The organism is Morganella sp. HMSC11D09 (assembly GCF_001807955.1).
GTDB classification, from domain to species: domain Bacteria; phylum Pseudomonadota; class Gammaproteobacteria; order Enterobacterales; family Enterobacteriaceae; genus Morganella; species Morganella morganii.
In genome coordinates, this window is the sequence record NZ_KV791696.1 from 345,653 (window position 1) to 369,086 (window position 23,434).

Genomic DNA, 23,434 nt, shown 5'->3' on the forward strand with positions numbered 1-23,434 from the left:
GCCGCAAAAGAAAATGCCCCGGTGATTAAACCGGGGCATTTATCTGATCAACAGGGCAAAATCAGTTCTGATATTTGCGCATAACCAGTGTGGCGTTGGTGCCGCCGAAGCCGAAGCTGTTGGACATCACAGTCGTCAGCTTGCGTTCGGTCGGTTCGGTGATAATCGCCATACCTTCCGCTTTCTCATCGAGGTTTTCCACGTTGATGCTCGGCGCGATAAAACCGTGCTCCAGCATCAGCAGGCTGTAGATAGCCTCGTGAACACCTGCCGCACCCAGTGAGTGACCGGTCATGGCTTTGGTCGCTGACAGTGCCGGGGTATGGTCACCGAAGACTTCACGGATAGCTTCCAACTCTTTGGTATCACCGACCGGTGTGGATGTGCCGTGGGTGTTGATGTAATCAACCGGCGTATCCAGGCCGTGCATCGCCATCTGCATGCAGCGGACCGCACCTTCACCGGACGGGGCAACCATGTCCGCGCCGTCAGATGTCGCGCCGTAGCCGACCACTTCACCGTAGATATGCGCACCGCGCGCCAGCGCGTGTTCCAGCTCTTCCACCACGACCATACCGCCGCCGCCTGCGATCACGAAGCCGTCACGGCCCTGATCATAAGTACGGGATGCTTTGTCCGGTGTTTCGTTGTATTTGGTGGACAGTGCGCCCATTGCGTCAAATTCGCAGCTCATTTCCCAGCACAGTTCTTCACCGCCGCCGGCAAACACCACATCCTGTTTGCCCAGCTGAATCAGTTCCACCGCGTGGCCGATACAGTGTGCAGAGGTGGAGCAGGCAGAACTGATTGAGTAGTTCACGCCTTTGATTTTAAACGGTGTCGCTAAGTTTGCGGACACACCGGATGCCATTGCACGCGGCACCAGGTAAGGACCGACACCACGCAGACCTTTGGCACGCATGCCGTCAGCCGCGATAGCCTGAGTGCGCGGGGAACCGCCGCCTGAACCGGCAACCACACCGGTACGGTAGTGAGATACCTGCTCTTCTGTCAGACCGGAGTCTGCAATGGCCTGTTCCATGGAAAGATACGCGTAGACAGAAGCATCACTCATGAAACGGACAGTTTTACGATCAATAAGACCCGCAGTGTCCAGTTTGACGTTACCCCAAACCTGGCTGCGCATGCCGATCTCTTTAAATTCTTCTGAGAATGTGATCCCGGAACGACCTTCTCTCAAAGAAGCCAGTACTTCCTCCCGGTTATTACCGATACTTGAGATAATCCCCAGACCGGTGATTACTGCACGCTTCATTTAATACCTCTGTCATTTTAAGTAGTACGGGATTTTAGCGCTACTTTAGCTTACACCTGTAAGCTGAACAAGTCCGATCAGACGTTTTTTCGCATCTTTACATACCGATGTTGTGCTATGTCACATCCGGCATGGCAGTACAGCGCAAAGCAGAGTAAAATCAGGGAAAACCGAACAGAATCCTCAGGCCGTAACGTGAAAAAAACCGCAATTGAAACTGCACTTTTAACCTGGAATGAACAGGGTACACCTGTTTCGCAACATTTTGATGACGTCTATTTTTCGAACGATGACGGACTGGCGGAAACCCGCTATGTGTTTCTTAACGGAAACGGTTTTCCGGACAGATTTTCACAAATGACCACTCCGGTCTGTACTGTCGCAGAAACCGGGTTTGGTACCGGACTGAATTTTCTCACGTTGTGGCAGAGCTTCCTGGCGTTCCGGAATGCCAATCCTGTGCATCCTCTGAAGCGCCTGCACTTTATCAGTTTTGAAAAATTTCCGCTGACCGTGGCTGATTTACAGGCCGCCCACCGCCACTGGCCGGAGTTCGCGGATTTCTCCTTACAGCTGTGCGCTCAGTGGCCGCAGCCATTACCCGGTTGTCACCGTATTCAGTTGTCCGGCGGTGAAATTACCCTCGATTTATGGCTGGGAGATGTTAATGAGCTGCTCCCTTCCCTCACTCACGCGCTGGACAACAAAATCGACGCCTGGTTTCTCGACGGGTTTGCGCCGTCCAAAAACCCGGATATGTGGCAGCAGTCGCTGTTTGATTTGATGATTCGTTTTTCAAAACCGGGCGGCACCTTTGCCACCTTTACTGCCGCCGGGTTTGTCCGCCGGGGTTTACAGCAGGCCGGGTTTGACGTTGAGCGCCGCAAAGGCTTTGCGCACAAGCGGGAATGCCTGTCCGGGGTGAATCCCCGTGACGCGGCACCGTCCGTGACACCCTGGTTTGATCGCCATCCGGCTGCTGCCCGGCAGAAGATAGCAGTCATTGGCGGCGGGATAGCCGGAGTTTTCTCTGCCCTCGCCCTGCTGCGCCGTGGTGCGGATGTGTCCTTATATTGCGCGGATGCGGCTCTGGCACTCAATGCTTCCGGCAACCGCCAGGGCGCGCTTTATCCGCTGCTGACCGGCCGCGATGATCCGCTTGAGCGCTTTTTTACCGCCGCATTTCCGTTTGCCCGCCGCACATATGATGCACTGTCAGCTCAGGGCGTGAAATACGACCATGACTGGTGCGGCGTGATCCAACTGATGTATCACGAAAAAAGCAGTAAAAAAATCAATAACATTTCATCTGTCCCATGGCCGGATGAAATGGTGCAGCGCCTGTCACGGGAACAGCTTTCTGAGCTTGCCGGAACCGATGTCAATTTTGACGGCCTGTACTACCCGCAGGGCGGCTGGCTCTGCCCGCAGGAACTGGTACGCAATACCGCAGCGCTGGCACAGAAAGAAGGGCTTCATCTGCGTTTAAACTGTGAGGTGAAAGCGCTGATCCCGGCAGAACAGGGCTGGCAGCTCCGCTTTGCAGATAACAGCACAGCAGAGGCGGATGTGGTGGTGCTGGCCAACGGTCACTGTATCACGCAGTTCCCGCAGACCGCCCCGCTGCCGGTCACGCCGGTGCGCGGCCAGGTCAGCCATGTGCCATCGGTACCGGCGATTGCCGGGCTGAAAAAAGTGCTGTGTTATGAAGGTTATCTGACCCCGGTGAATCCGGCTGACGGTCTGCACTGTATTGGTGCCAGCCACCAGCGCAACGACTTGGGCACGGAATACCGCGAAGAGGAACAAACTGCCAACAAACAGCGGCTGCTCGCCTCGCTGCCGGATGTCAGCTGGCCGGAGATGGTGGATATCAGCGCCGGGGAGTCCCGTCAGGGGATCCGCTGCACATTACGCGATCACCTGCCGCTGGCCGGAAATGTTCCCGATTTTGCGGAATTAACAGAACGTTATGCACATCTGGATGAACAAAAATCGTCCCCGGAAACCGTATGCAGTGTTCCGCATCTGCCTCAGCTGTTTTTGCTGGCCGCTCTCGGCTCGCGGGGGTTATGCACCGCCCCGCTGGCGGCTGAAGTGCTGGCAGCACAGATTTTCGGTGAGGCCCTTCCGCTGGATGATGAAACACTCGCTGCTATTCATCCCGCCCGTTTCTATGTCCGTAAATTGCTGAAAGGCCGTCCGCTGCCGAAAAAATCCTGACCCGCTTCTGACCGGCCACCGGGCTGGTCTTCATCACATTATTGATATTTTTTCCGCCGGTTAAACGAAATTTCATCAGCAGACTTTATTGATCACCGCCACAAACCCGGGTCATTTTGTGTTCATTCTCACAAAAACCGGCTCTGTTCGCCTGTCAGCGGCAATTTCTCTTGCTCAATGATCAATTTACAGAAAAGTCAGTGCGCCTATACGCTTCATCCGGAAATAATAACCGGAGAAGATTATGAAGAATAAAATAGTTATCGCCCTAACCTTTTCGCTGTTTTGTTTTACCTCTGCTTATGCAAAGAACAATAATATTCCCGATAATACTGTTCGCTACGATACGATTGCTGAGCAGGCGTATCAGAAATTCAAAAGCGAAAAAGCCGGTGATGTGGCGGATTATATTCCGGCTCTCGCCAAATACAGCCCCGATAATTACGCCGTTGTGATTGCCACGGTGGACGGCAAAATCTACAGCGCCGGGGATAAAGATAAGCTGTTCCCGCTGGAATCCCTGTCAAAAGTCTTTACCCTCGCAATGGTAATGGATCAGCAGGGTTCAGAGGTGGTTCTGGAGAAACTGGGCGCCAATGCCACCGGATTACCGTTTAACTCAGGGCTGGCAATTGAACTGCGGCCGGATCGCCCGCAGAACCCGCTGGTCAATGCCGGGGCTATCAGCGCCGTCAGTCTGATCAAGGCCAAAAACCCGGACGACCGCTGGCAGCAGATTATGGAGAACATGGAAGCTTACGCTGATACCAAACTGACGGTAAACGATGAAGTGTACCGCTCTGAATCCGAAACCAATCAGCACAACCAGGCACTGGCGCGGCTGATGCAGTCTTACGGCATGTTATACGGCAATCCGGATGAGGCGGTTGATCTCTATACCCGTCAGTGTTCTGTGGATGCCACAACCGTTGATCTGGCCAAAATGGGGGCGGTACTGGCTAATCACGGTAAATCCCCGTACAACGGCAAACAGTTACTGAGTGCCGAAAACACCGGCAAAGTACTGGCAGAGATGGCTATTGCCGGGTTATATGACGGTTCCGGCACCTGGTTGTATCAGGTCGGTATTCCGGCGAAAAGTGGTGTCGGCGGCGGTATTCTGGCCGTGGTTCCGGGTAAATATGCCGTGGCGGTCTATTCCCCGCCGCTGGATAAAGCAGGCAACAGTGTCAGGGCACAGGCGGCTATCCGCTATATTGCTCAGGAAACCGGTGCTGATTTGTATCAGTAATGTGACATAAAAAAGGATCATCAGCATCGCTGCTGATGATCCGTGATCGTCTCTTCTTTATATTTATCAGTCCGCGTGATGCGATCCTGTTTCTGTCAGGCGTTCAGGGCAACCACGCTTTTCGCGCATTTATCCTCTGAACGGTACAGCGAATCTAATTCCCGTTTGGCATTAAAAATTATTAATCCGGTAAATAAAATCATACCGATGGAAGGGACTGCTCTTTCAATGACGCTCATTCCGTCAAGTTTAAACCAGAAAGAAAATAACAGTGCCAGCAAGACCACCGCAGCAACCGCTATCTTCGTGTAAATAGTCACAGCCTGTTGTGCTGCGTTTTTCGGTTGTAATTCAAACATAATCAATACCTGTGTTTTGTGGGGACGAACACATTTTGACACAATAAATGTTAATAGCAAGTTAATAGTTTATGCTATTTACTCAACATATATACGTAGTTGTTGACTTTATCGCAACAAAAGAGACTGTAATCTCAGAAATAAACATCATATTGCATATACGGAAAATGATTAGAAATCATTCTGTTGAACAGAAAAATCTATAATCTGATAACAACATCCATCGCTGAGACATAAAAAAACGGCACCATTTTCGCCGTTAATGTAACAATCACAAGATCTTTTATTATTATCTGCTCACATCTTAATAGTCAGATGTTTAGTTCACCATAAATAAAAAAGGTCGCATATTAGTGCGACCTTTTCTCATTACTTCAGATATTTCACTTTTTCAGAAAATCCGGTAAATCATGGAACAGCGATCACAGAATTGCAGCCCGTATTCTGCCTCTTTCAGCATAACAGCCTCAAGTGCTGGTGCGCGGGAAACATCGCACACCTCAAAACCAAGATGCTCATAATAAGGCCGGTTCCAGGCCACATCCCGGAATGTGGTCAGCGTAACTGACGCACAACCGCGTGCAATCGCCACATTCTGTACCCGCTCAATCAGCTGACGCCCCAGCCCCTGACGCTGATGCGCCGCAGAGACAGAAAGCTCATCAATATGCAGCCCGGTACCGAGGTTGGATACCAGCACAAACCCGGCCGGCTGATCCTGACTGTCCGCCGCCACCCACGCATTGCCATTGGCAATATAATTGCGGAATGCCGTTTCGGAATGGCCTTCACTGCGCGCTATCCATTCATAACCCGGCACTGTCGCAAATAACGCACCGGCAGAGGATTCAACGGCCGGTAACAATGCGGCATCCGCCGGACGGGCCTGGCGGATACGGTATTGCGGTTTGGCTGTCATTCCTGCTCCTGCGCGGTGTGCAGCAGTCGTTTCCAGGTTTCCAGCACCAGCACCTGATCCGGTGGTGTCAGTTCCCCGGCACTGATTGCCTGACGGATACTCTCCTCCACCCGGTTGTGAAGCGCCTCAACGGAGTGATCACCCGACTGTTCCAGCTCTGCCACCGCGAGGGTCAGATGCCCCTGCAGATAGCCGCCCGCAAACAGTTCATCGTCTGTGGCATGTTCGACCATGTCATCAATCTGGGCGAGGATACGCGTTTCATAATCCGCAAGCATGTTTGTTCCTTAAAGTTCAGTCACCGGAATCGTTTGTCAGGCAAACGGATCTTCCGGCCATGGAAATTGGTCCGCAGTCAGCGGCGGCGTATTGTAGAACGATTGCAGGGCATTAATAAACCTTGCTGCACGCGGGGGTATTGAGTTCTGCGCCAGATACTCCATCACCTGCCCGTGAACAATACGCCGGAATTTGACGCGATCAGGCTCGAAATCGCCGTCAAGATTGTCACAACTGACGTTAAACGGATAACCGGCAGCCTGACAAAATAACCAGTCCAGCGCCTGCGGTTTTATTTCCACAACCTCAAATTCTGACTGCGTTTGTGCATCCCGGCCATCCGGGCAGTACCAGTAACCAAAATCCACCAGCTTTCTGCGCTCTTTCCCTGCAATGCACCAGTGCGATATTTCATAGATAGCACTGGCATAAAAACCGTGAGCAAACACGATACGGTTATAAGGCGCTTCATCATCTGCAGGCAGATAAATCGGCTCATCGTCACCTTTAATCAGGCGGGTATTGAAATCAGCAAAAAATTCGTTATCAAAAATTTCAATTAACTGCTGATATTGATGTGTACTCATTGATTATATGAACCACTAATGAAAATTAAAAAAGCTGAGACAGCCACGTACTGATAGTATCGCCGTGATTGTCATAAATCAGTTTGATGCTCATCAGGAAAGAGACAGTTACCAGCATCGGCCGGATCAGTTTTTGTCCGCGGCTCAGCACCATACGGGCACCGAGGCGGGCACCGATAAGCTGTCCGCCCAGCATGGCAAAGCCCATCAGCCAGATAACATGACCGCTGAAAATAAAGAATGAGAGTGAACCGACGTTAGAGGCAAAGTTCAGCACTTTGGCGTGAGCGGTGGCTTTCGCCAGGTTAAAACCGGCCAGGGTCACATACGCCAGTGCATAAAAAGAGCCCGCGCCCGGCCCGAAAACACCGTCATAAAAACCAATGCCGATACCGGCGGTACAGCCGAAGGCAAACGGCATCAGGCGCTGTTTCTGGTCAGCAGCACCAATGGAGGGTGTCAGCAGGAAATAGAGGCCGATGGCAATCACCAGCAGCGGCAGCAACTGGCGGAGGAATTCCGGATTCACAAACTGCACCAGCCCGGAGCCGATAACCGCGCCAATCAGCGTCATCATTATCGGCACCCGTTGCCCCGCAAGATCCACCGCTTTGCGCCGGACAAAATAGAAACTGGCAGAGAAAGAGCCGCCGACCGCCTGTAATTTGTTGGTCGCCAGTGCCTGCACCGGCGGTACGCCGACAGCCAGCAGCGCCGGGATTGTCAGTAATCCGCCGCCTCCGGCAATCGCATCAATAAACCCGGCAATCAGAGCAACAAAGAACAGCAATATATAGATTTCAACACCGAACTGAAACCATTCCATTTTTTACCTGCCAATAAAATCCCGGGCGCAATACCCGGGACGTCTGTTTAAATCATGACCAGGCCGGTAACGGCGGCGTGACATCCGCACATTGTCCGCGGTGACGCAGAAGGTGATCGAGCAGCACAATCGCTGTCATTGCTTCGGCAATCGGCACAGCACGTATCCCGACACAGGGGTCATGACGCCCTTTGGTGATCATAGCCACCTCTTCGCCCTGCCGGTTCAGCGTATTACCGGGAACGGTAATCGATGATGTCGGTTTCAGGGCAATATGCGCGATGATTGGCTGGCCGCTGCTGATGCCGCCGAGAATGCCGCCAGCGTGATTGCCGGTAAAGCCGGTCTGATAAATTTCATCCCGGTTTTCGCTGCCTTTGAGGTTAACCACACCGAATCCGTCCCCGATTTCGACGCCTTTCACCGCGTTGATGCTCATCAGCGCATGCGCCAGATCCGCATCCAGACGATCAAAGACCGGTTCACCCAGACCCGCCGGGACGTTTTCCGCCACTACCGTGACTTTCGCACCGATGGAATCTCCCTCTTTTTTCAGGCCGCGCAATAATTCATCCAGCGCATCCAGCTGACGTTCATCAGGACAGAAAAACGGATTTTGCTCTGCCAGTGCCCAGTCGCGGATATCACATTTGATATCTCCCATCTGAGTCAGACAGGCACGGACTGTCACACCGAATTTCTCATGCAGGTACTTTTTGGCAATAGCCCCGGCCGCCACGCGCATCGCCGTTTCACGGGCTGATGAACGGCCGCCGCCGCGGTAGTCACGAAAGCCGTACTTCTGCTCATAGGTGTAATCCGCGTGTCCCGGCCGGAAGAGATCTTTGATGGCACCGTAATCCTGTGAGCGCTGATCGGTATTTTCAATCAGCAGCCCGATACTGGTTCCGGTGGTTTTTCCTTCAAATACCCCTGACAGAATTCTGACCTGGTCCGGCTCACGGCGCTGCGTGGTATAGCGGGATGTGCCCGGACGGCGGCGGTCAAGATCTGCCTGCATATCGGCTTCAGTCAGCGCCAGTCCCGGCGGTACGCCGTCAACAATACAACCCAGCGCCGGGCCGTGTGATTCACCAAAGGTGGTTACGCGAAAAAGTTCGCCGATACTGTTTCCGGCCATCGTGTTTTCCTGTCTCTGATTGTGTGCAAGTGAATGGTTTTAACCTGTTTTTATGTTTCTATTCCTACAGGAGGAACGGTTATTTGAAAAGTTTAAAAGCGTCATGATGTTCTGCTAATTGATCACGAGTTAACATAAAGACACCGTCACCCCCGTTTTCAAATGACAGCCAGATAAACGGCACTTCCGGGAATTCGGCCATCAGGTGCACCTGACTGTTACCGACCTCACAAATCAGCACCGCATCTTCTGACATATAATCCGGCGCATTGGCGAGGATCCGGCGTACCAGTTTCAGTCCGTCACTGCCTGCAGCCAGCGCCAGCTCTGGTTCTATGCGGAATTCATCCGGCAGGTCACTCATATCTTCCGCATCCACATACGGCGGATTGGTGACAATCAGGTCATATTTCACCCCGGGCAGATCGTTGAACAGATCTGAACGCATCGGCACCACACGGTGAGATAAGCCATGATTCTCAATGTTCATTTCTGTGACTTCCAGCACATCGGCAGAGATGTCTGCCGCGTCCACTTCCGCATCCGGGAACTCATATGCGCAGGCAATTGCGATACAACCGCTGCCGGTGCAGAGATCGAGAATCGTTTCCGGTTCTGCATCCAGCAATCCTGCAAAGTGATTGTTAATCAGCTCACCAATCGGTGAACGCGGGATCAGCACGCGCTCATCGACATAAAATTCATGGCCGCAGAACCAGGAACGGTTAGTCAGGTACGGCACCGGTACGCGCTCGGTGATCCGGCGCAGTACGCGCTCCACAATGCGGTGACGCTCTGAGGAGGTCAGCCGGGACTGATACAGTTCAGCGGGTAAATCCAGAGGCAGAAACAGTGTCGGCAGTACCAGCTGGAGGGCTTCATCCCAGGCATTATCTGTGCCGTGGCCATAGTAAATATTGGCCGCATTAAAACGGCTCATTGCCCAGCGCAGCATATCCTGCAGCGTGTGAAGCTCACTGACGGCTTCATCAACGTAAATTTTATCCAAAGTGCCTCCGGCGGGGTAAAACAAAATAAGATATCTGATAGCGTAGTTTGCCATGAAGTCGCTGCTAAATCAGCATATCTTGTGAAATGCGCGGCAATTTTCCGGCGGCTCCTGTCAGCGGAGACCGGCAGTATAGCGTCAACATCCGTAAAAAAATCAGTTACACTATGGAAAATACTGAGTGATGAGATGTTATGAAAAAGAAGACGCCCCTGACTGATGATGACCTGAACCTGTTCAAAGAGGCCATCAGCGGGACACGTAAAATCAGACAGGATATTGTGGTACACCCGAAACCACGGGCAGGTGTAACCAAAATTGCGCCTGAACGGCTGTTGCAGGATCAGATTGATGCCAGTTTCTATTTCTCTGATGAATACCGCCCGAACCTGGATATGGACGGCCCGGCGCGCTATCTGCGGGAAAATGCCAGCCCGTATGAGCTGAAAAAACTGCGTCGCGGGGATTATGTGCCGGAGCTGTTTTTGGATCTGCACGGGCTGACCCAGCTTCAGGCCAAACAGGAGATCGGTGCCCTGATAGCCGCAGCCCGCCGTGAAAACACCTATTGTGTCTGTATTATGCACGGGCACGGCAAGCATGTACTGAAACAACAGACACCGTTATGGCTGGCACAACACCCGGATGTGATTGCCTTTCACCAGGCCCCTAAGGAATGGGGCGGTACCGCAGCATTACTGCTGCTGATTGAGATTGCTGAAACCGCCCGGCGCGAGTAATCAGTCAATCTGTCCGGGACCGCGGTGCCAGAGCAGTGTGCCGCGTCCGTCATCACCCAGTTCAATACAGGCAACTGACGATGTTGCAAACATCGGTGCCGTTTCCTGCGGACACAATGCCGCTACCAGATAACCGACCAGCGGCAGATGCGATACCACCAGCACCCCATTGCGCCCTTCTTCCGCCAGAAAACGGATATAATCCGCCACATTCTCCGCATTCCCGGAGGGCGTCAGTCCCGGCATCACCTCTTCCTGAGCAGGTAAACTCAGCGCATCACGGATTTCGGTCAGTGTCTGCTCTGCCCGCAGATACGGGCTGACCAGAACGGTATCAATCTGAACGTGCTGCCCGGCGAGCCATTTTGCCATGCAGCGGGAATCTGTTATCCCTTTTGCGGTAAGGGGCCGGACTGAATCACTGGCGGCCTGCAAAGCAGCATCGCCATGTCGCATAATAAGAACTTGCATACGTCACCGTCTGAACAGGACGGATACGGTCATGTCTGAATCCCCGGGCCGTATCACATCAAAGAATGATCTGTTTAAAATTATCGTTATTTCTGTGTCCCCGTCAGGGGAGGTGAAAGGCATTCTGCCTCAAATTAATCATAATTAAAATGATTCAGCACAGAGATAAACCTGAATTTTGTTCAGAACCTGTTCAGAAAAATGAAACAACCGCCCCTTGTTCTCAGTGACTTCACTGCACTTCCTCAGTAAAAACGGCGGTTATCCGCAGCCCGCTGCTGTAATGCCTCACACGGTGTGAAGCGATCACCGTAACGTGCCGCCAGTGCCGTCAGTTTTTCTGTCATAACAACGGCTGATACGCTGTCCATATAATAAAACGGTCCGCCGAGGAACGGCGGAAAACCAATACCAAACACCGCGCCGGCATCCCCGTCCGCCGGTGAACGGATAACCTGTTCATCCAGCGTCCTTACAGCCTCATTTAACATCATCATCAGGCAGCGCTCTGTGATTTCCTGTGATGTCAGACACTCCTGTACGGTGATACCCAGCAACGGATAAATCGCTTTATCCGCTTTACGCGGTGCCTTGCGGCCACAGCGTTTCCACCACGGTAACGGGGTGTAATCATAAAATCCGCGTTTGTTTTTCCTGCCCAGCCGGTTGTCACGGAAAAGCGCATCCAGCTGCGGCGGCAGTGCAAACCGCTCACCAAATGCGGCTTCCAGCACCGGCATAATTTTTGTACCGACATCAATGCCCACTTCGTCCAGCAGTGCTACCGGCCCGATCGGAAAACCGAAATCAGTCAGCGCTTTATCAATTTTTTCCGGCGGTTCACCTTCCGTCAGACAACGTAACGCTTCTGTAATATAAGGTGCCAGAATCCGGTTAACATAAAACCCGGCTTTATCACCAACCACAATCGCTGTTTTTCCCTGTCTGCGCGCCAGTTGCAGCGTGGTTGCCAGTGTCACCGCATCAGTGCCTTCATGGGGGATAATCTCCGCCAGCGGCATTTTTTCGGCCGGGCTGAAATAATGTAAACCAATCACCTTTTCAGGCCGTGATGCCCTGGCAGCAATATCACGGATAGGCAGTGACGAGGTGTTCGAGGCAAAAATAGTATCCGGTGATGTCACTGCCTCGATCTCAGCAATCATCTGTTGTTTCAGTGCCAGCGATTCGAAAACCGCTTCCGCCACAAAATCAATGCGGTGAAATCCCCGGTAATCCGTAGTGCCGGTCATGCCGCTCATCAGTTGTGTCCGCTCACGCGGGGAGAGCCGTCTGCGTTTAACCTGTTTGCTCAGATGCTGCCAGAAAAAAGCCAGTGCTTTATTTGCCCCTTCCTGCGAAACATCTTTGATTCTGACCGGAAGCCCTGCGCGCTGACGGGTAATCGCGGCAATTCCCGCCCCCATCAGCCCGCCGCCCAGCACCGCCACATGATGCAGTTCTGCGGGTTTTACCCCATCGGCAGACTCTTTTTTCAGTGCGGTTGAGGCAAAAAAGAGATGACGGAGTGCACCGGATACCGGGGTAACCGCCAGTTTACCGAATGCCGCGGCTTCGGCTTTAAACCCGGCCTCCCGGCCTTTTTCAAGGCCGCACTGCACCACGTCAATAATCTGTTCAGCCGCCGGATAGTGTCCGCCACTGCGGCGGTGAACCTGACTGCGGGTTATACGAAAGATGATATCCCGCAGTCCCTTCATTTTTTCCAGTCTCTGCCGGAAAGGTACCGGATCCCGCTGTGCCGGATTTGCCGACAAAGCACGAGCCACCGCTGTCTCCAGTAAAATGTCCGGCGGAACAATATCATCGGCCAGCCGCATTTTGACTGCCTGCTTTGCCCGTAACTGCCGCCCGGTCAGCATCATATCCAGGGCGGCCACCAGCCCGATCAGGGCAGGAAGACGTTGTGTACCGCCGGAGCCGGGTAACAGACCCAACTGAACTTCCGGCAGCCCCAGCCGGGTTTTATCACTGTCTGTGACAACACGACTGTGACAGGCCATTGCCAGCTCAAGTCCGCCGCCAAGACAACTACCGTGAATCGCTGCCACGACCGGCAGAGGATAATTTTCAATCAGATTAAATAACCGCTGACCGGATTCAGACAGTGCCTGCGCCTGTGCGGCCTCTGTACATCCGGCTATCATATGAATGTCCGCACCGGCGATAAACGTATCCGGTTTACCGGAGATAATCACCATTGCCCGTAATCCCGGGATTTGCCGGGCATCACGCAGTACTGCCTCAAACTGTGCGGCAAACTCCGCCTTCAGGGTATTCACTTTTTCACCCGGGACATCAATCGTGATGACCCCGGTGTGATCCGGACGCACAGTCAGGCGGAAGGCAGAAGGTGTTTCATCATGTTGTGTCATCATCAGTCTCCCGTCTTATTCCGTTTCCCAGATCATCGCCACGCCGAGTCCGCCCGCCGCACAGGCCGTGGTCATTGCAAAACCGCCGCCCCGCCGCTGCAGCTCCCGCAGTGTCTGTGTCACCATCCTGGCACCGGTAGCCGCAAAAGGATGTCCGTAGGCAATTGACCCGCCGAGCACATTAAACCGCGCCGGATCCACTTCTCCCAACGCCGCTGTCCGGTTGAGTTTTTCACGGGCAAAGTCCTCACTGGCAAAACAGTGCAGGTTAGTCAGAACCTGGGCTGCAAAAGCTTCATGCATATCAATCAGTGTCAGGTCAGATAATGTCAGACCGGCGCGATCGAGAGCCAGCGGTGCGGCATACGACGGCCCCAGCAGCATATCTTCCTGCACTGCGTTACCCGTAAATGCATAACTGCGCAGAAAGCCCAGCGGCGTCAGCCCGAGTTCACGGGCGCGGACTTCGGTCATCATCAATACGGCTGCCGCGCCGTCTGTCAGTGGTGTGCTGTTTGCCGCTGTCACTGTACCGTGACGTTTATCAAATGCCGGTTTCAGTTGTGCATAGCTGCCGGGCAGAGAGTTTTTCCGCAAAGTATTGTCTTCTTCACATACCTGACTGAACGGCGGAAAACGGGCGGTCATCACCTCATCGCGCAGAACACCGGATGTCCACGCCTGCGTGGCGGCCTGATGTGACTGATGGGCGAACGCATCCTGTGCCTGACGGCTGATATGGTAACGTTTTGCCATCTGTTCGGCGGTATCGCCCATGCGCAGACCAGTGGAATATTCCGCCACCGCAGGGGCAACAGGCAGGAGGTCGCGCGGCCGCAATGCGGCCAGCAACCGGAGTTTCTGCGATAATTTCCGGGCTTTACTGAGATCCAGCAATACTCCGGCCAGTTTGCGTGATACACCAATCGGGAGCACAGAGGCGGAATCTGCCCCGCCTGCGACAGCTATCTGATTCTGTCCGCACTGTATCGCCTGTGCCGCATTGGCGATGGCCTGAAAACTGGTGGCACAGGCACGGGTTACTGAATACGCATCTGTGGTTACCGGCAACCCGGTACTGAGCACAATTTCACGGGCAATATTGGGCGCGGCAGGCATTTGGATCACCTGGCCGAAAACGACAAGGTCAACCAGTTCTGCCGGAAATGACTGGCGAAAAAGGAGTTCCTGCACCACCGCCCGGCCAAGTTCAACCGCCGGGATATCACGGTATACCGTGGACTGCCGGGCAAACGGTGTTCGTAATCCGTCAACAACTGCAATGCGTTCTGCCTGTGCCTGCTTCATTCGTTCATCCTTACATGATGAGAGGTTATCACGAACTGCCGGTGGTCTGACCTGCTGATATTGTTAACATCGTGTTGCATTCACGCAATGTGAATAACTGAAAACTGCGAGGTGGCTCAGGAAATAAACTTTTTATGACAAAAAAAAACGATAAAAAAGGCCCCCGCATTCACCGGAGGCCTGAATTTAGTTTGCGTATTATTCTGATGAATTAACGCAGACCCAGTTCAAAGATCAGTGTTTCAGCCTGGCAGCTGAAAGTGAAATCCGCTTTCAGCAGAACGCCGTCAGCCGTTTCTTTATATTCGCTGTGGATTTTGCATGGTTCAGATGCTGCTGCATTTGCTTTGGCAGTCAGTGCTGCCATCATCTGCTCAGCGTCTGCTTTAGATGCAAATACGCGCTCGAAAGAAGAGGTGCAGCTTTCGTTATCAATAATAGTGCCTACATCCACACAGCAGCATGCTGCGGTTTCTTCTGCGCTGCACAGTTTTTTTTCGTCAGCCATTTCAGTCTCCCGTTAGTTAAAAATAGCCTGCAGTCTTAGTACTGAATCATACCATTTATCAAAGTAAACCATAAAAATTCAATCTATTGTTTGATCTACTCGGGCTAAAGCCACTTTTTGCTCTCAAAAACCACGTTATTGTTAAATTTTTGTAATCCAAATCGCATTTTTGCATCTCAATCCGCTTATTTTCGTACAAAAAAATAACATTTCAGTATGCTGATTCTATACTCTGTCAACTGGTCTGATTTGTCATATCAACAAGCAAACATACAATCCAGCGCTACTTCTAACTACCAAAGTAGTACATAAACAAAATAAACAAGAGGGTTTTGGTCATGAACCAGAAAAACCTGTTCACTCGTTCAGCACTGGCAGTGGCAGTTTCATTAACAGCAACTCAGGCTTTTGCGGCGGGTTTTCAATTAAATGAGTATTCCACGTCTGCACTCGGACGTGCGTTTTCAGGGGAAGGTGCCGTGGCAGATGATGCCAGCGTCGGCAGCCGTAACCCGGCAGCAATGACATTATTTGATCGCCCGTCCATGTCCGCCGGTGCGATCCTGATCAACCCGTCAGTGGATATCAGCGGTAAATCCCCGCTGACCGGTAACAGCACTGATGCCAAAGATATCGCGCCAAGCGCGGTTGTCCCGAATCTGCATTTTATTATGCCGATTAATGAAAAATGGTCAGTCGGTGCATCAACCACCACAAACTTTGGTCTGGCAACAGAATTTAAAGATAATTACTCTGCCGGTGCTATCGGCGGCAAAACCGATCTCGTGACGGCCAACTTTAACGTGGCCGGTGCTTATCGTCTGAATGATAACTTCAGCTTTGGTCTGGGACTGAATGCCGTTTATGCTGATGCGGAAATTTCGCGTCATACCGGTGAGCTGGGCCAGGTTGCAGCCGGGCTGACCAAAAATCCTGCATTAGCAAAAATTCCTGCAAACTCTAACCTCGCCAAACTGAAAGGAGACGGCTGGGGTTACGGCTGGAATGCGGGGATGTTATATGAGCTGGATAAAGATAACCGTTTCAGTCTGACATATCGCTCTAAAGTCACTGTGAAATTTAAAGACGGTGATTTCACCCAAAACATTCCGGGTCTTCTTGACCGCTCCACCAAAGGTAAACTGGATCTGAATTTACCGGATATCTGGGAATTCTCCGCTTATCACCGCGTTGCACCAAAATGGGCGGTTCATTATACCTTTGCTTACACCGGCTGGGATTCATTCCAGGAGCTGAAAGCGACAGATAAAGGTAACGGCGGCGTTCTGTTTGAAAAGCATGAAGGTTTCAAAAATGCATACCGCGTAGCATTAGGTACCACTTATTATCATGATGATAACTGGACCTTCCGTGGTGGTATTGCCTTTGATGACAGCCCGGTCCCGGCAAACAACCGCTCTATCTCTATTCCGGACCAGGATCGTATCTGGTTCAGCCTGGGCTCAACCTACGCCTTCAACAAAGATGCGTCTGTTGATGTTGGTGTCGCCTATATGCACGGGCGTAAAGTTAATATCTCTGAGCCGCTGATGAGTAAAGATCAGCTTGCAGCTATCGGTGGCAAATTGGGTAACCCGAACCTGCAAATGCCAAACTACGAATTCAGCTCCTCCGGTAAAGCCTGGTTATACGGTGTTAACTTTAACTACAGCTTCTGATTTTCCGGTCTGAATGCATAAAAAAAGTTCTGGTCACTGACCAGAACTTTTTTATTTGTCTGCCACCAGCACATTATTCGCTGTCGATAGAATCCAGCTCATCGGCAATCGCTGCCGCATTCGGGTTTTCCTGCACTTTCAGTGCCCCGCCGGAAGCCAGGAAATCATTACGCTGGAAATACGCTTCACGCATCATCAGATACGGGTCGCTGGAGTTATGCAGCACACCTTCCGCGTCCAGTGCCTGAGCACGGTTGTCGATCCCTTCGATAGCCCATTTACCGACACCCATCCAGATAGTCAGATAACTCAGCATCGGATACGTGGTATCCAGCCAGTCGCCGCCATCCACGCGCGGTGTTGCGCCGCCATAACCCGGAATAACCACATACGGACCATAACCCATACCATAATAACCCAGGGTATTACCAAACCGGGCCGGTTCCGTTTTCGCCAGTTCAGGGTTCGCCATAGACGCGACATCAATCAGGCCGCCCAGGCCAAAGACGGTGTTAAGGAAGAAGCGGTTAAAGTGCTTAAATCCCTGGTAAAAATCCCCGCGCAGAAAATTGTTGACCATACTGGCCGGTTCTTCGAGGTTACCGAGGAAGTTGATGGTGCCGTTTCGTGCCGGTGTCGGAACATAATCGCGCCAGGCAACCGCCACCGGTCTGAGCACATAAGGATCCAGCACGTTATAGTTAAAATTGAACATTGAGCGGTTAAATCCTTCAAGCGGATCACTGCGCGTTCTCGGTGTCTGATCCGAACTTGCGCCCCCGCCAATCAGCAGCACCGCAGCAAGTGTCAGGCCACTTACCTGATACTTCATATGTTTCTCCATGCCAAAACGTGAGCAAAATTTACAGTTTCACGTATCTATAATAGGTCAATATTACCCGGATTTTGTATATTTGTGTATGTAAATCATGCCGAAATTACCGGGTTACCCCGGCAGCACAGAGTGGTATCCTGCTCTTCAGGTCAGTCTTTGTCAGCAATACAGGAGCCATCATGAATAAAAAAGTCGGATTTATTGGTTGCGGAAATATGGGAAAAGCCATCCTTAACGGCCTGATTTCAGGAAAAATTATTTCCCCTGATACTGTTTTTGTACATAACCACAGCCCGGCCAGTACCGACCGCGTGGCGCAGGAATTCGGTGTTCACGGTGAGACACAGGCTCAGCGGGTGGCGGAACAATCCGATATTATTTTTATAGGTGTAAAGCCTTACGCCGTTCCCGGTGTATTACGTGATATTTCCCCTTGCCTTAAAGCGGATACCCTTATTGTTTCAATGGCCGCCGGTGTGACTCTGGAAGCTCTGGAAGCCGCCCTGCCGTCATCCGCCAAAGTGGTCCGTCTGATGCCGAATACTCCCGCGCTGGTCAATGCCGGGATGACATCCGTTACCGTTAATGCTTATCTGACGGATGAAGAAACTGAGCTGGTAATGTCACTGTGCCGCAGTTTCGGACATGCCGAATTAGTACCGGAATCACTGATTGATGCCGTGATCGGCGTCAGCGGATCTGCTCCTGCGTATGTTTTTATGTTTATTGAAGCAATGGCAGATGCGGCTGTGGCTGGCGGTATGCCGCGTAAACAAGCCTATGAGTTTGCAGCACAAACCGTAATGGGGGCGGCAAAAATGGTTCTCGAAACCGGCAAACATCCGGGCGAACTGAAAGATATGGTCTGCTCGCCGGGCGGCACCACGATTGAAGCAGTCATCAAACTGGAAGAAATGGGTTTACGTCAGGCGGTGATAGCCGGTGTCCGCAGTGCGACAGAAAAATCACAGGAAATGAGCCGTAAATAATCACCTGATACCGGAACCGGCAACAATCGCGCCGGTCCCGGTCTGTTCAGTTGCTCACCGCCCTGTCAGTTACCTTTGGCCTGTGATAAATATTTCTGCATCTCATCTTCCGGAACCATGCCGCCGCCGGTTGCCCAGACCAGATGTGTGGCATTCGCCATCCGTTCCGGTGCCAGCGATTCAGCCTGTAAATACGCCTGATTCCGGGTCACATGCACACAACCGGGCATGCCCGCTAAAGCGGAAGGTTCCAGCCGGATAGCTTCCGTCTGATCAAGCAATCCTAACAGGTTATACATTTCCGCATCGTCAATGGTGTAATAACCGTCGATCAGCCGCTCCATGGCCCGGCCGACAAATCCGGATGCCCGGCCGACCGCAAGCCCATCGGCCGCAGTAATATTATCAATACCGATTTCCTGAACAGAGATGGCATCATGAAGACCGGTATGCACCCCGAGCAGCATACAGGGTGAATGTGTCGGTTCCGCAAAGAAACAATGCACCGCATCTCCAAATGCCAGTTTTAATCCGAATGCAACACCGCCGGGCCCCCCGCCGACGCCGCACGGTAAATACACAAACAGCGGATGCTGCTCATCAACGGTAATTCCCTTTTCAGCAAATTGCTTTTTCAGCCGCAGACCCGCCACCGCATAACCTAAAAAGAGTGTGGAGGAGTTCTCATCATCAATAAAGAAGCAGGACGGATCTTTTTCGGCTTCCTTACGCCCCTGCTCCACTGCGATACTGTAATCCTGTTCATATTCAACGACATTGACACCGTGAGAACGTAATTTGTCTTTTTTCCATTGTCTGGCATCCGCAGACATGTGCACACTGACACTGAAACCCAGCTTCGCGCTCATAATGCCGATGGACATCCCTAAGTTACCGGTTGATCCGACAGCAATACGATACTGACTGAAAAACTGCCTGAATTTATCCGAGAATAACACCGCATAATCATCACCGGTTGACAGCAATCCTGCCTCCAGCGCTAATTTTTCCGCATGGGTCAGTACTTCATAGATCCCGCCACGCGCTTTTATCGAACCGGAAATCGGCAGATGACTGTCTTTCTTGAGATACATTTTCCCTGTCAGCGGCGTCTGATAGCGTGCCGCAAGAGCTGCCTGCATCTCCGGAATCGCTACCGCTTCAGATTCAATGATCCCCTGCATGACCTGTGTTTCAGGAAATGCTTTCATCAGATACGGGGCAAAGCGGCTTAAGCGTGCTTGTGCATCCTTCACATCCTCAAGCGTTAGTCCCACATACGGCAAACCCGCTTCCGTGGTGGTTACGCCGGGGTTAAACCATGCCACCTGTTTTAAATCAATCAGTTTCTGAACCAATGGATAGTCAGCAATTAACTTTTCAATATTAATCTGAGTCATCATTACTCTCTTTTAAATCACATAGGAAAGTGCAAAGGTGCCGGCCAGCGCGACAACGGATGCAATCAGCGTGGCGACACTGTAATAACGGAATGTTTCCGCCAGCGTGGCATTACAATATTGTTTCACCAGCCAGAATAAGGAATCAGTCACAATGGTGCAGCCGATTGCCCCGGAGCCGATAGCCAGCGTCATAATTTCAGGGCTGATGTGCGGGTACAGCGGCATCAGCGGAGCCACGATTGCAGTCGCGCCCATCATGGCGACCGTTGCTGATCCGACTGCGGCATGAAGAATGATAGCCACCAGCCAGGCAAGTAAAATCGGGTGTATATCGATACCGGACAGCACCAGTGCCAGAGAATCACTCAGCCCGCTGCCTTTCAGGATGCCGTTAAATGCACCTCCCGCCCCGATAATCAACAAGATATTCGCAATCGAACTAAAACTTTCTTCTGTTTTGCTGAGCAGGACGCTCATTCCCATATTCCGGCGGATACCCAATACGTAATAAGCGGCAAAAGCGGCGATAAACATCGCAGTTATCGGATTACCGATAAACAATAAAAAGATGAATAACGGGCTATCTTTGCTCATGTTTAAATCAGCGGTTGTTTTGATCAGCATGAGCACAATCGGCAGCAGAACCGTAAATAACGCCGCGCCTAATGAGGGTAAATCTTTTTCTTCACGGACTTTCAGGTCAGCAAACGCGGCCGGTACAACTTTGAGCGGTAAACGATCCCCCAAAAATTTCAGGAACAGCGGCCCGCCAATCAGCGATGCAACCAGCCCCACCACTAACCCGGCCACTATCACCGTTCCGATATCCGCGCCGAGTTCATTGGTGACAAATAACGCAGCAGGATGCGGCGGAATAATGCAGTGTACGGCCATCAGAGCCGTACATAACGGAATCGCCAGTTTTAATAATGAGGTATTTGTTTTTTTGGCAATCGAAAATGCCAGCGGGATCAGTAACACAACCCCGACCTCAACAAACAGCGTGATACCACAGATAAGGCCAATCAATATCATGGTGACGTCGGGACTTAACCAGCGGCATTTTTCCAGCGTGATCCCGATTCGCTCAGCAGCGCCGGATATTTCCATCATCTTCCCGAGTATGGTTCCCAGTCCGATAATGGCCGCCAAAAATCCGAGTGTCCCGCCAATCCCGTTTTCGATGGCGCTGACCATATCCTGCGGTTCCATATTCATGGCGATACCGACAAAAAAGCTGGTGAGCAGCAGTGCTAAAAACGGGTGAAACTTAAATTTAATAATTGAAATAATAATCAGCAAGATACTGAAAACCAGCGTGCCGATCATCCACATTACAGAGTCCATATCCTACCCCTGGTTATATTGTTGTTGTGCATTCATTGGATAATAAATATTCAGGGGTGACAAACGATGAAACCGGGGCCTTGGGTTAGCTGGGTTAACTCAAATGCGTGACATTTATCAAAATCAGCACTTTTTCCGTGAATTGCATCATATAAATTCACCTTAAACGCGGTATTCTTTATGTAAAATCATCCTGCATAATAAAAAGGGAGCGGCTATGTCATCGGATATAAACCGGTATGAACCATCGGGATCCCTGCGGCGAAACAAGCGGGTATCGGGTCATCAGCTGTCACGCCTGCATACTTTCGAAGCAGCGGCACGGCACTGTTCATTTGCTCTGGCAGCACAGGAACTGGCGCTGACGCCCGGCGCGGTAAGCCACCGTATCAACACCCTCGAAAGTGAACTGGGTTTCCGGTTATTTGAGCGTTTTCACCGGCGGGTTGAACTCACATCAGACGGTGAACGCATCTACTGGGCATTACGGAAAAACCTGGATGACATTAACCAGGAAATCATTGATATCAAAAATCAGGAAATTTCCGGCGAGTTAACGGTCTATTCCCGCCCGTCTCTGGCGCAATGCTGGCTGATTCCGGGGATAGCGGATTTTACAGATCAATACCCTGCTATTCAGCTGAATCTGTTAACCGGTAATGATGATGTCAATTTCCGCGGCTATGGTATTGATATCGCAATTTATTACGACGATATATCAAGACCTAATCTCTATTGCGAAGATTTGATGTCAGAATCGATCGTGCCGGTTTGCAGCCCGGAATATGCGAAACGTTATGAGCTGCATAACAATATTCATCAGCTCAGGAACTGCATGTTATTGCATGACCGCCAGGCATGGAGCAGTAACTCGGATTACGACGAATGGAAAGCCTGGAGTGAACACTATCAGCCTGATTTATTCCCTCACCGGCGCAATCTGTGTTTTGATCGTTCAGATTTGGCGATTGTGGCAGCGATGAATCATGCCGGTGTCGCGATGGGACGTAAACAACTGGTGGAAAAACGTATTCAGAGCAGGATGCTGGTGATGCCCTTCGGCGATATTTCACTGACATGCAGTCAGCGATATTACTTTGCTATGCTTGGAGACAGGCGTAATCCGAAAGCAGATATCTTTATTTCGTGGCTGAAACAAAAGGTTACGAAGACATTGCCATAAATACAGCCGGACACCCGGGATCCCGCAGGTAATGCGTTCAATCTGCACATCCGGGACCGGCGCACCACATAAAAAACACACCGGTAACCGGAAACGAAGAAAAAACAAAGCGGAAATAAAGACTTGATAGAATGCGGGGTTGAGCGTTAACATATGACCCGCCGCAAAACCGGCCATACCATCAGACATCATGTCCTCTTAGTTAAATGGATATAACAAGCCCCTCCTAAGGGCTAATTGCAGGTTCGATTCCTGCAGGGGACACCAAAATACCGCTCGTCTGTCCGTATCCACAATATGAACACCAGACTTACCGGATTCGGAAAAAATGTCCGTGATCCCGGCAGTTATAATCTATCCTCCGGATAAAAAAGCCCCGCAATTTAGCGGGGCATTGCTGATTTAATGTTTGAAATTATAGCTGCATCAAAAATCGAGCGTAAACCCACCAGTAAATGTTGGTGTTGTCGGTGTATCCGGCGGTGTACATGTCTGAGTGACCGGCGGACACGTAGGTTTCGGCGTTACAGGCGGACACGTCAGTTCCGGTTTTTCCGGCTCTTTACATTCACACCCGCATTTACAGCAGTTGTTAACAACAATGCTGATAACCGTCTGCCCACCCTCACAGCACATTTCCTTTGTTACTTTCCGCTCCGGAAGCCCGCATCTGCTCAAACTCCCGTATTGCCCGTTTATCGTGA

Annotated in this window: 21 protein-coding genes and 1 tRNA gene; 7 read left to right on the top strand and 15 right to left on the bottom strand. The window is 51.5% G+C overall.

Features of this window, described 5'->3' with window-relative positions; translation table 11 throughout:
- Positions 1-61 precede the first annotated feature (61 nt).
- Positions 62-1,276 carry a beta-ketoacyl-ACP synthase I gene (gene fabB, locus HMPREF3119_RS13210; protein WP_004235099.1) on the bottom strand — a complete coding sequence of 405 codons (1,215 nt, stop codon included), beginning with the start codon at positions 1,274-1,276 and terminating at the stop codon, positions 62-64.
- A 195-nt stretch (positions 1,277-1,471) separates the two neighbouring features.
- On the opposite strand from fabB, the gene mnmC reads away from it, so the two are divergent.
- On the top strand, positions 1,472-3,499 hold the full coding sequence (mnmC, locus tag HMPREF3119_RS13215; protein ID WP_070580002.1) for a bifunctional tRNA (5-methylaminomethyl-2-thiouridine)(34)-methyltransferase MnmC2/FAD-dependent 5-carboxymethylaminomethyl-2-thiouridine(34) oxidoreductase MnmC1: 2,028 nt from the start codon (positions 1,472-1,474) through the stop codon (positions 3,497-3,499).
- Positions 3,500-3,743: 244 nt separating this feature from the next.
- Positions 3,744-4,751: a glutaminase A gene (gene glsA, locus HMPREF3119_RS13220; RefSeq protein WP_004235095.1), complete on the top strand. Its 1,008-nt coding sequence runs from the start codon at positions 3,744-3,746 to the stop codon at positions 4,749-4,751.
- 95 nt (positions 4,752-4,846) lie between these two features.
- Here the strand turns inward: glsA and HMPREF3119_RS13225 are convergent, their stop codons facing one another.
- The 7 genes from HMPREF3119_RS13225 to prmB all read right to left on the bottom strand — a co-directional run bounded on the left by HMPREF3119_RS13225 (position 4,847) and on the right by prmB (position 9,871).
- Positions 4,847-5,110 (bottom strand): hypothetical protein, encoded by a 264-nt coding sequence (locus HMPREF3119_RS13225; protein WP_004239841.1) that lies wholly within the window; start codon positions 5,108-5,110, stop codon positions 4,847-4,849.
- A 391-nt stretch (positions 5,111-5,501) separates the two neighbouring features.
- The gene (locus HMPREF3119_RS13230) at positions 5,502-6,029 is read right to left on the bottom strand and encodes a GNAT family N-acetyltransferase (RefSeq protein WP_036415099.1); all 528 of its coding nucleotides are present in this window, start codon (positions 6,027-6,029) and stop codon (positions 5,502-5,504) included.
- Positions 6,026-6,307 (bottom strand): YfcL family protein, encoded by a 282-nt coding sequence (locus HMPREF3119_RS13235; RefSeq protein WP_036415102.1) that lies wholly within the window; start codon positions 6,305-6,307, stop codon positions 6,026-6,028. Before HMPREF3119_RS13235 ends, HMPREF3119_RS13230 begins: the two co-directional genes overlap by 4 nt.
- 36 nt (positions 6,308-6,343) lie before the next feature.
- Entirely contained in the window at positions 6,344-6,895 is a 552-nt protein-coding gene (locus tag HMPREF3119_RS13240) for an elongation factor P hydroxylase (RefSeq protein ID WP_070579980.1), read from the bottom strand.
- A gap of 25 nt (positions 6,896-6,920) precedes the next feature.
- Positions 6,921-7,721 (bottom strand): sulfite exporter TauE/SafE family protein, encoded by an 801-nt coding sequence (locus HMPREF3119_RS13245; protein ID WP_004235088.1) that lies wholly within the window; start codon positions 7,719-7,721, stop codon positions 6,921-6,923.
- A gap of 52 nt (positions 7,722-7,773) precedes the next feature.
- Positions 7,774-8,862 carry a chorismate synthase gene (gene aroC, locus HMPREF3119_RS13250; RefSeq protein ID WP_004235086.1) on the bottom strand — a complete coding sequence of 363 codons (1,089 nt, stop codon included), beginning with the start codon at positions 8,860-8,862 and terminating at the stop codon, positions 7,774-7,776.
- Positions 8,863-8,941: 79 nt separating this feature from the next.
- The gene (prmB, locus tag HMPREF3119_RS13255) at positions 8,942-9,871 is read right to left on the bottom strand and encodes a 50S ribosomal protein L3 N(5)-glutamine methyltransferase (RefSeq protein ID WP_015422786.1); all 930 of its coding nucleotides are present in this window, start codon (positions 9,869-9,871) and stop codon (positions 8,942-8,944) included.
- A 194-nt stretch (positions 9,872-10,065) separates the two neighbouring features.
- Here prmB and smrB point away from each other — a divergent pair, with 194 nt between their 5' ends.
- Positions 10,066-10,611 carry an endonuclease SmrB gene (smrB, locus tag HMPREF3119_RS13260; protein ID WP_004235084.1) on the top strand — a complete coding sequence of 182 codons (546 nt, stop codon included), beginning with the start codon at positions 10,066-10,068 and terminating at the stop codon, positions 10,609-10,611.
- On the opposite strand, the gene sixA is transcribed toward smrB, so the two are convergent.
- The 4 genes from sixA to HMPREF3119_RS13280 form a co-directional block, all read right to left on the bottom strand.
- Positions 10,612-11,082: a phosphohistidine phosphatase SixA gene (gene sixA / locus HMPREF3119_RS13265; RefSeq protein WP_036417769.1), complete on the bottom strand. Its 471-nt coding sequence runs from the start codon at positions 11,080-11,082 to the stop codon at positions 10,612-10,614. It lies immediately after the preceding gene.
- A gap of 245 nt (positions 11,083-11,327) precedes the next feature.
- Positions 11,328-13,481 (bottom strand): fatty acid oxidation complex subunit alpha FadJ, encoded by a 2,154-nt coding sequence (gene fadJ, locus HMPREF3119_RS13270; RefSeq protein ID WP_070579982.1) that lies wholly within the window; start codon positions 13,479-13,481, stop codon positions 11,328-11,330.
- A 12-nt stretch (positions 13,482-13,493) separates the two neighbouring features.
- On the bottom strand, positions 13,494-14,786 hold the full coding sequence (gene fadI, locus HMPREF3119_RS13275; RefSeq protein ID WP_070579984.1) for an acetyl-CoA C-acyltransferase FadI: 1,293 nt from the start codon (positions 14,784-14,786) through the stop codon (positions 13,494-13,496).
- A 211-nt stretch (positions 14,787-14,997) separates the two neighbouring features.
- Entirely contained in the window at positions 14,998-15,294 is a 297-nt protein-coding gene (locus HMPREF3119_RS13280; RefSeq protein WP_004235078.1) for a YfcZ/YiiS family protein, read from the bottom strand.
- Positions 15,295-15,632: 338 nt separating this feature from the next.
- On the opposite strand from HMPREF3119_RS13280, the gene fadL reads away from it, so the two are divergent.
- On the top strand, positions 15,633-16,973 hold the full coding sequence (gene fadL, locus HMPREF3119_RS13285) for a long-chain fatty acid transporter FadL (protein WP_004235077.1): 1,341 nt from the start codon (positions 15,633-15,635) through the stop codon (positions 16,971-16,973).
- 73 nt (positions 16,974-17,046) lie between these two features.
- Here the strand turns inward: fadL and mlaA are convergent, their stop codons facing one another.
- Positions 17,047-17,805, bottom strand: coding sequence for a phospholipid-binding lipoprotein MlaA (gene mlaA, locus HMPREF3119_RS13290; protein ID WP_070579986.1), 759 nt, complete (start codon positions 17,803-17,805; stop codon positions 17,047-17,049).
- Between the two features lie 182 nt (positions 17,806-17,987).
- Here mlaA and proC point away from each other — a divergent pair, with 182 nt between their 5' ends.
- Positions 17,988-18,797: a pyrroline-5-carboxylate reductase gene (proC, locus tag HMPREF3119_RS13295; RefSeq protein WP_070579988.1), complete on the top strand. Its 810-nt coding sequence runs from the start codon at positions 17,988-17,990 to the stop codon at positions 18,795-18,797.
- A 65-nt stretch (positions 18,798-18,862) separates the two neighbouring features.
- Here the strand turns inward: proC and HMPREF3119_RS13300 are convergent, their stop codons facing one another.
- Together HMPREF3119_RS13300 and dsdX are read right to left on the bottom strand one after the other, a co-directional pair.
- Positions 18,863-20,197, bottom strand: coding sequence for a D-serine ammonia-lyase (locus HMPREF3119_RS13300; RefSeq protein ID WP_070579990.1), 1,335 nt, complete (start codon positions 20,195-20,197; stop codon positions 18,863-18,865).
- Between the two features lie 12 nt (positions 20,198-20,209).
- A complete protein-coding gene (gene dsdX, locus HMPREF3119_RS13305) occupies positions 20,210-21,547 on the bottom strand; it encodes a D-serine transporter DsdX (RefSeq protein WP_036417779.1) in 1,338 nt (445 codons plus the stop codon).
- A gap of 217 nt (positions 21,548-21,764) precedes the next feature.
- On the opposite strand from dsdX, the gene dsdC reads away from it, so the two are divergent.
- Positions 21,765-22,730: a DNA-binding transcriptional regulator DsdC gene (dsdC, locus tag HMPREF3119_RS13310; protein ID WP_004239828.1), complete on the top strand. Its 966-nt coding sequence runs from the start codon at positions 21,765-21,767 to the stop codon at positions 22,728-22,730.
- 192 nt (positions 22,731-22,922) lie between these two features.
- A tRNA-Arg gene (locus HMPREF3119_RS13315) sits at positions 22,923-22,997 on the top strand.
- The last annotated feature ends 437 nt before the right edge of the window (positions 22,998-23,434 follow it).

Coding starts and splice junctions, on each gene's coding strand:
- fabB (WP_004235099.1), bottom strand. CDS start 1,276: ATGAAGCGTGCAGTAATCACCGGTCTGGGGATTATCTCAAGTATCGGT.
- glsA (WP_004235095.1), top strand. CDS start 3,744: ATGAAGAATAAAATAGTTATCGCCCTAACCTTTTCGCTGTTTTGTTTT.
- HMPREF3119_RS13225 (WP_004239841.1), bottom strand. CDS start 5,110: ATGTTTGAATTACAACCGAAAAACGCAGCACAACAGGCTGTGACTATT.
- HMPREF3119_RS13230 (WP_036415099.1), bottom strand. CDS start 6,029: ATGACAGCCAAACCGCAATACCGTATCCGCCAGGCCCGTCCGGCGGAT.
- HMPREF3119_RS13235 (WP_036415102.1), bottom strand. CDS start 6,307: ATGCTTGCGGATTATGAAACGCGTATCCTCGCCCAGATTGATGACATG.
- HMPREF3119_RS13240 (WP_070579980.1), bottom strand. CDS start 6,895: ATGAGTACACATCAATATCAGCAGTTAATTGAAATTTTTGATAACGAA.
- HMPREF3119_RS13245 (WP_004235088.1), bottom strand. CDS start 7,721: ATGGAATGGTTTCAGTTCGGTGTTGAAATCTATATATTGCTGTTCTTT.
- aroC (WP_004235086.1), bottom strand. CDS start 8,862: ATGGCCGGAAACAGTATCGGCGAACTTTTTCGCGTAACCACCTTTGGT.
- smrB (WP_004235084.1), top strand. CDS start 10,066: ATGAAAAAGAAGACGCCCCTGACTGATGATGACCTGAACCTGTTCAAA.
- sixA (WP_036417769.1), bottom strand. CDS start 11,082: ATGCAAGTTCTTATTATGCGACATGGCGATGCTGCTTTGCAGGCCGCC.
- fadJ (WP_070579982.1), bottom strand. CDS start 13,481: ATGATGACACAACATGATGAAACACCTTCTGCCTTCCGCCTGACTGTG.
- fadI (WP_070579984.1), bottom strand. CDS start 14,786: ATGAAGCAGGCACAGGCAGAACGCATTGCAGTTGTTGACGGATTACGA.
- HMPREF3119_RS13280 (WP_004235078.1), bottom strand. CDS start 15,294: ATGGCTGACGAAAAAAAACTGTGCAGCGCAGAAGAAACCGCAGCATGC.
- fadL (WP_004235077.1), top strand. CDS start 15,633: ATGAACCAGAAAAACCTGTTCACTCGTTCAGCACTGGCAGTGGCAGTT.
- mlaA (WP_070579986.1), bottom strand. CDS start 17,805: ATGAAGTATCAGGTAAGTGGCCTGACACTTGCTGCGGTGCTGCTGATT.
- proC (WP_070579988.1), top strand. CDS start 17,988: ATGAATAAAAAAGTCGGATTTATTGGTTGCGGAAATATGGGAAAAGCC.
- HMPREF3119_RS13300 (WP_070579990.1), bottom strand. CDS start 20,197: ATGACTCAGATTAATATTGAAAAGTTAATTGCTGACTATCCATTGGTT.
- dsdX (WP_036417779.1), bottom strand. CDS start 21,547: ATGGACTCTGTAATGTGGATGATCGGCACGCTGGTTTTCAGTATCTTG.
- dsdC (WP_004239828.1), top strand. CDS start 21,765: ATGTCATCGGATATAAACCGGTATGAACCATCGGGATCCCTGCGGCGA.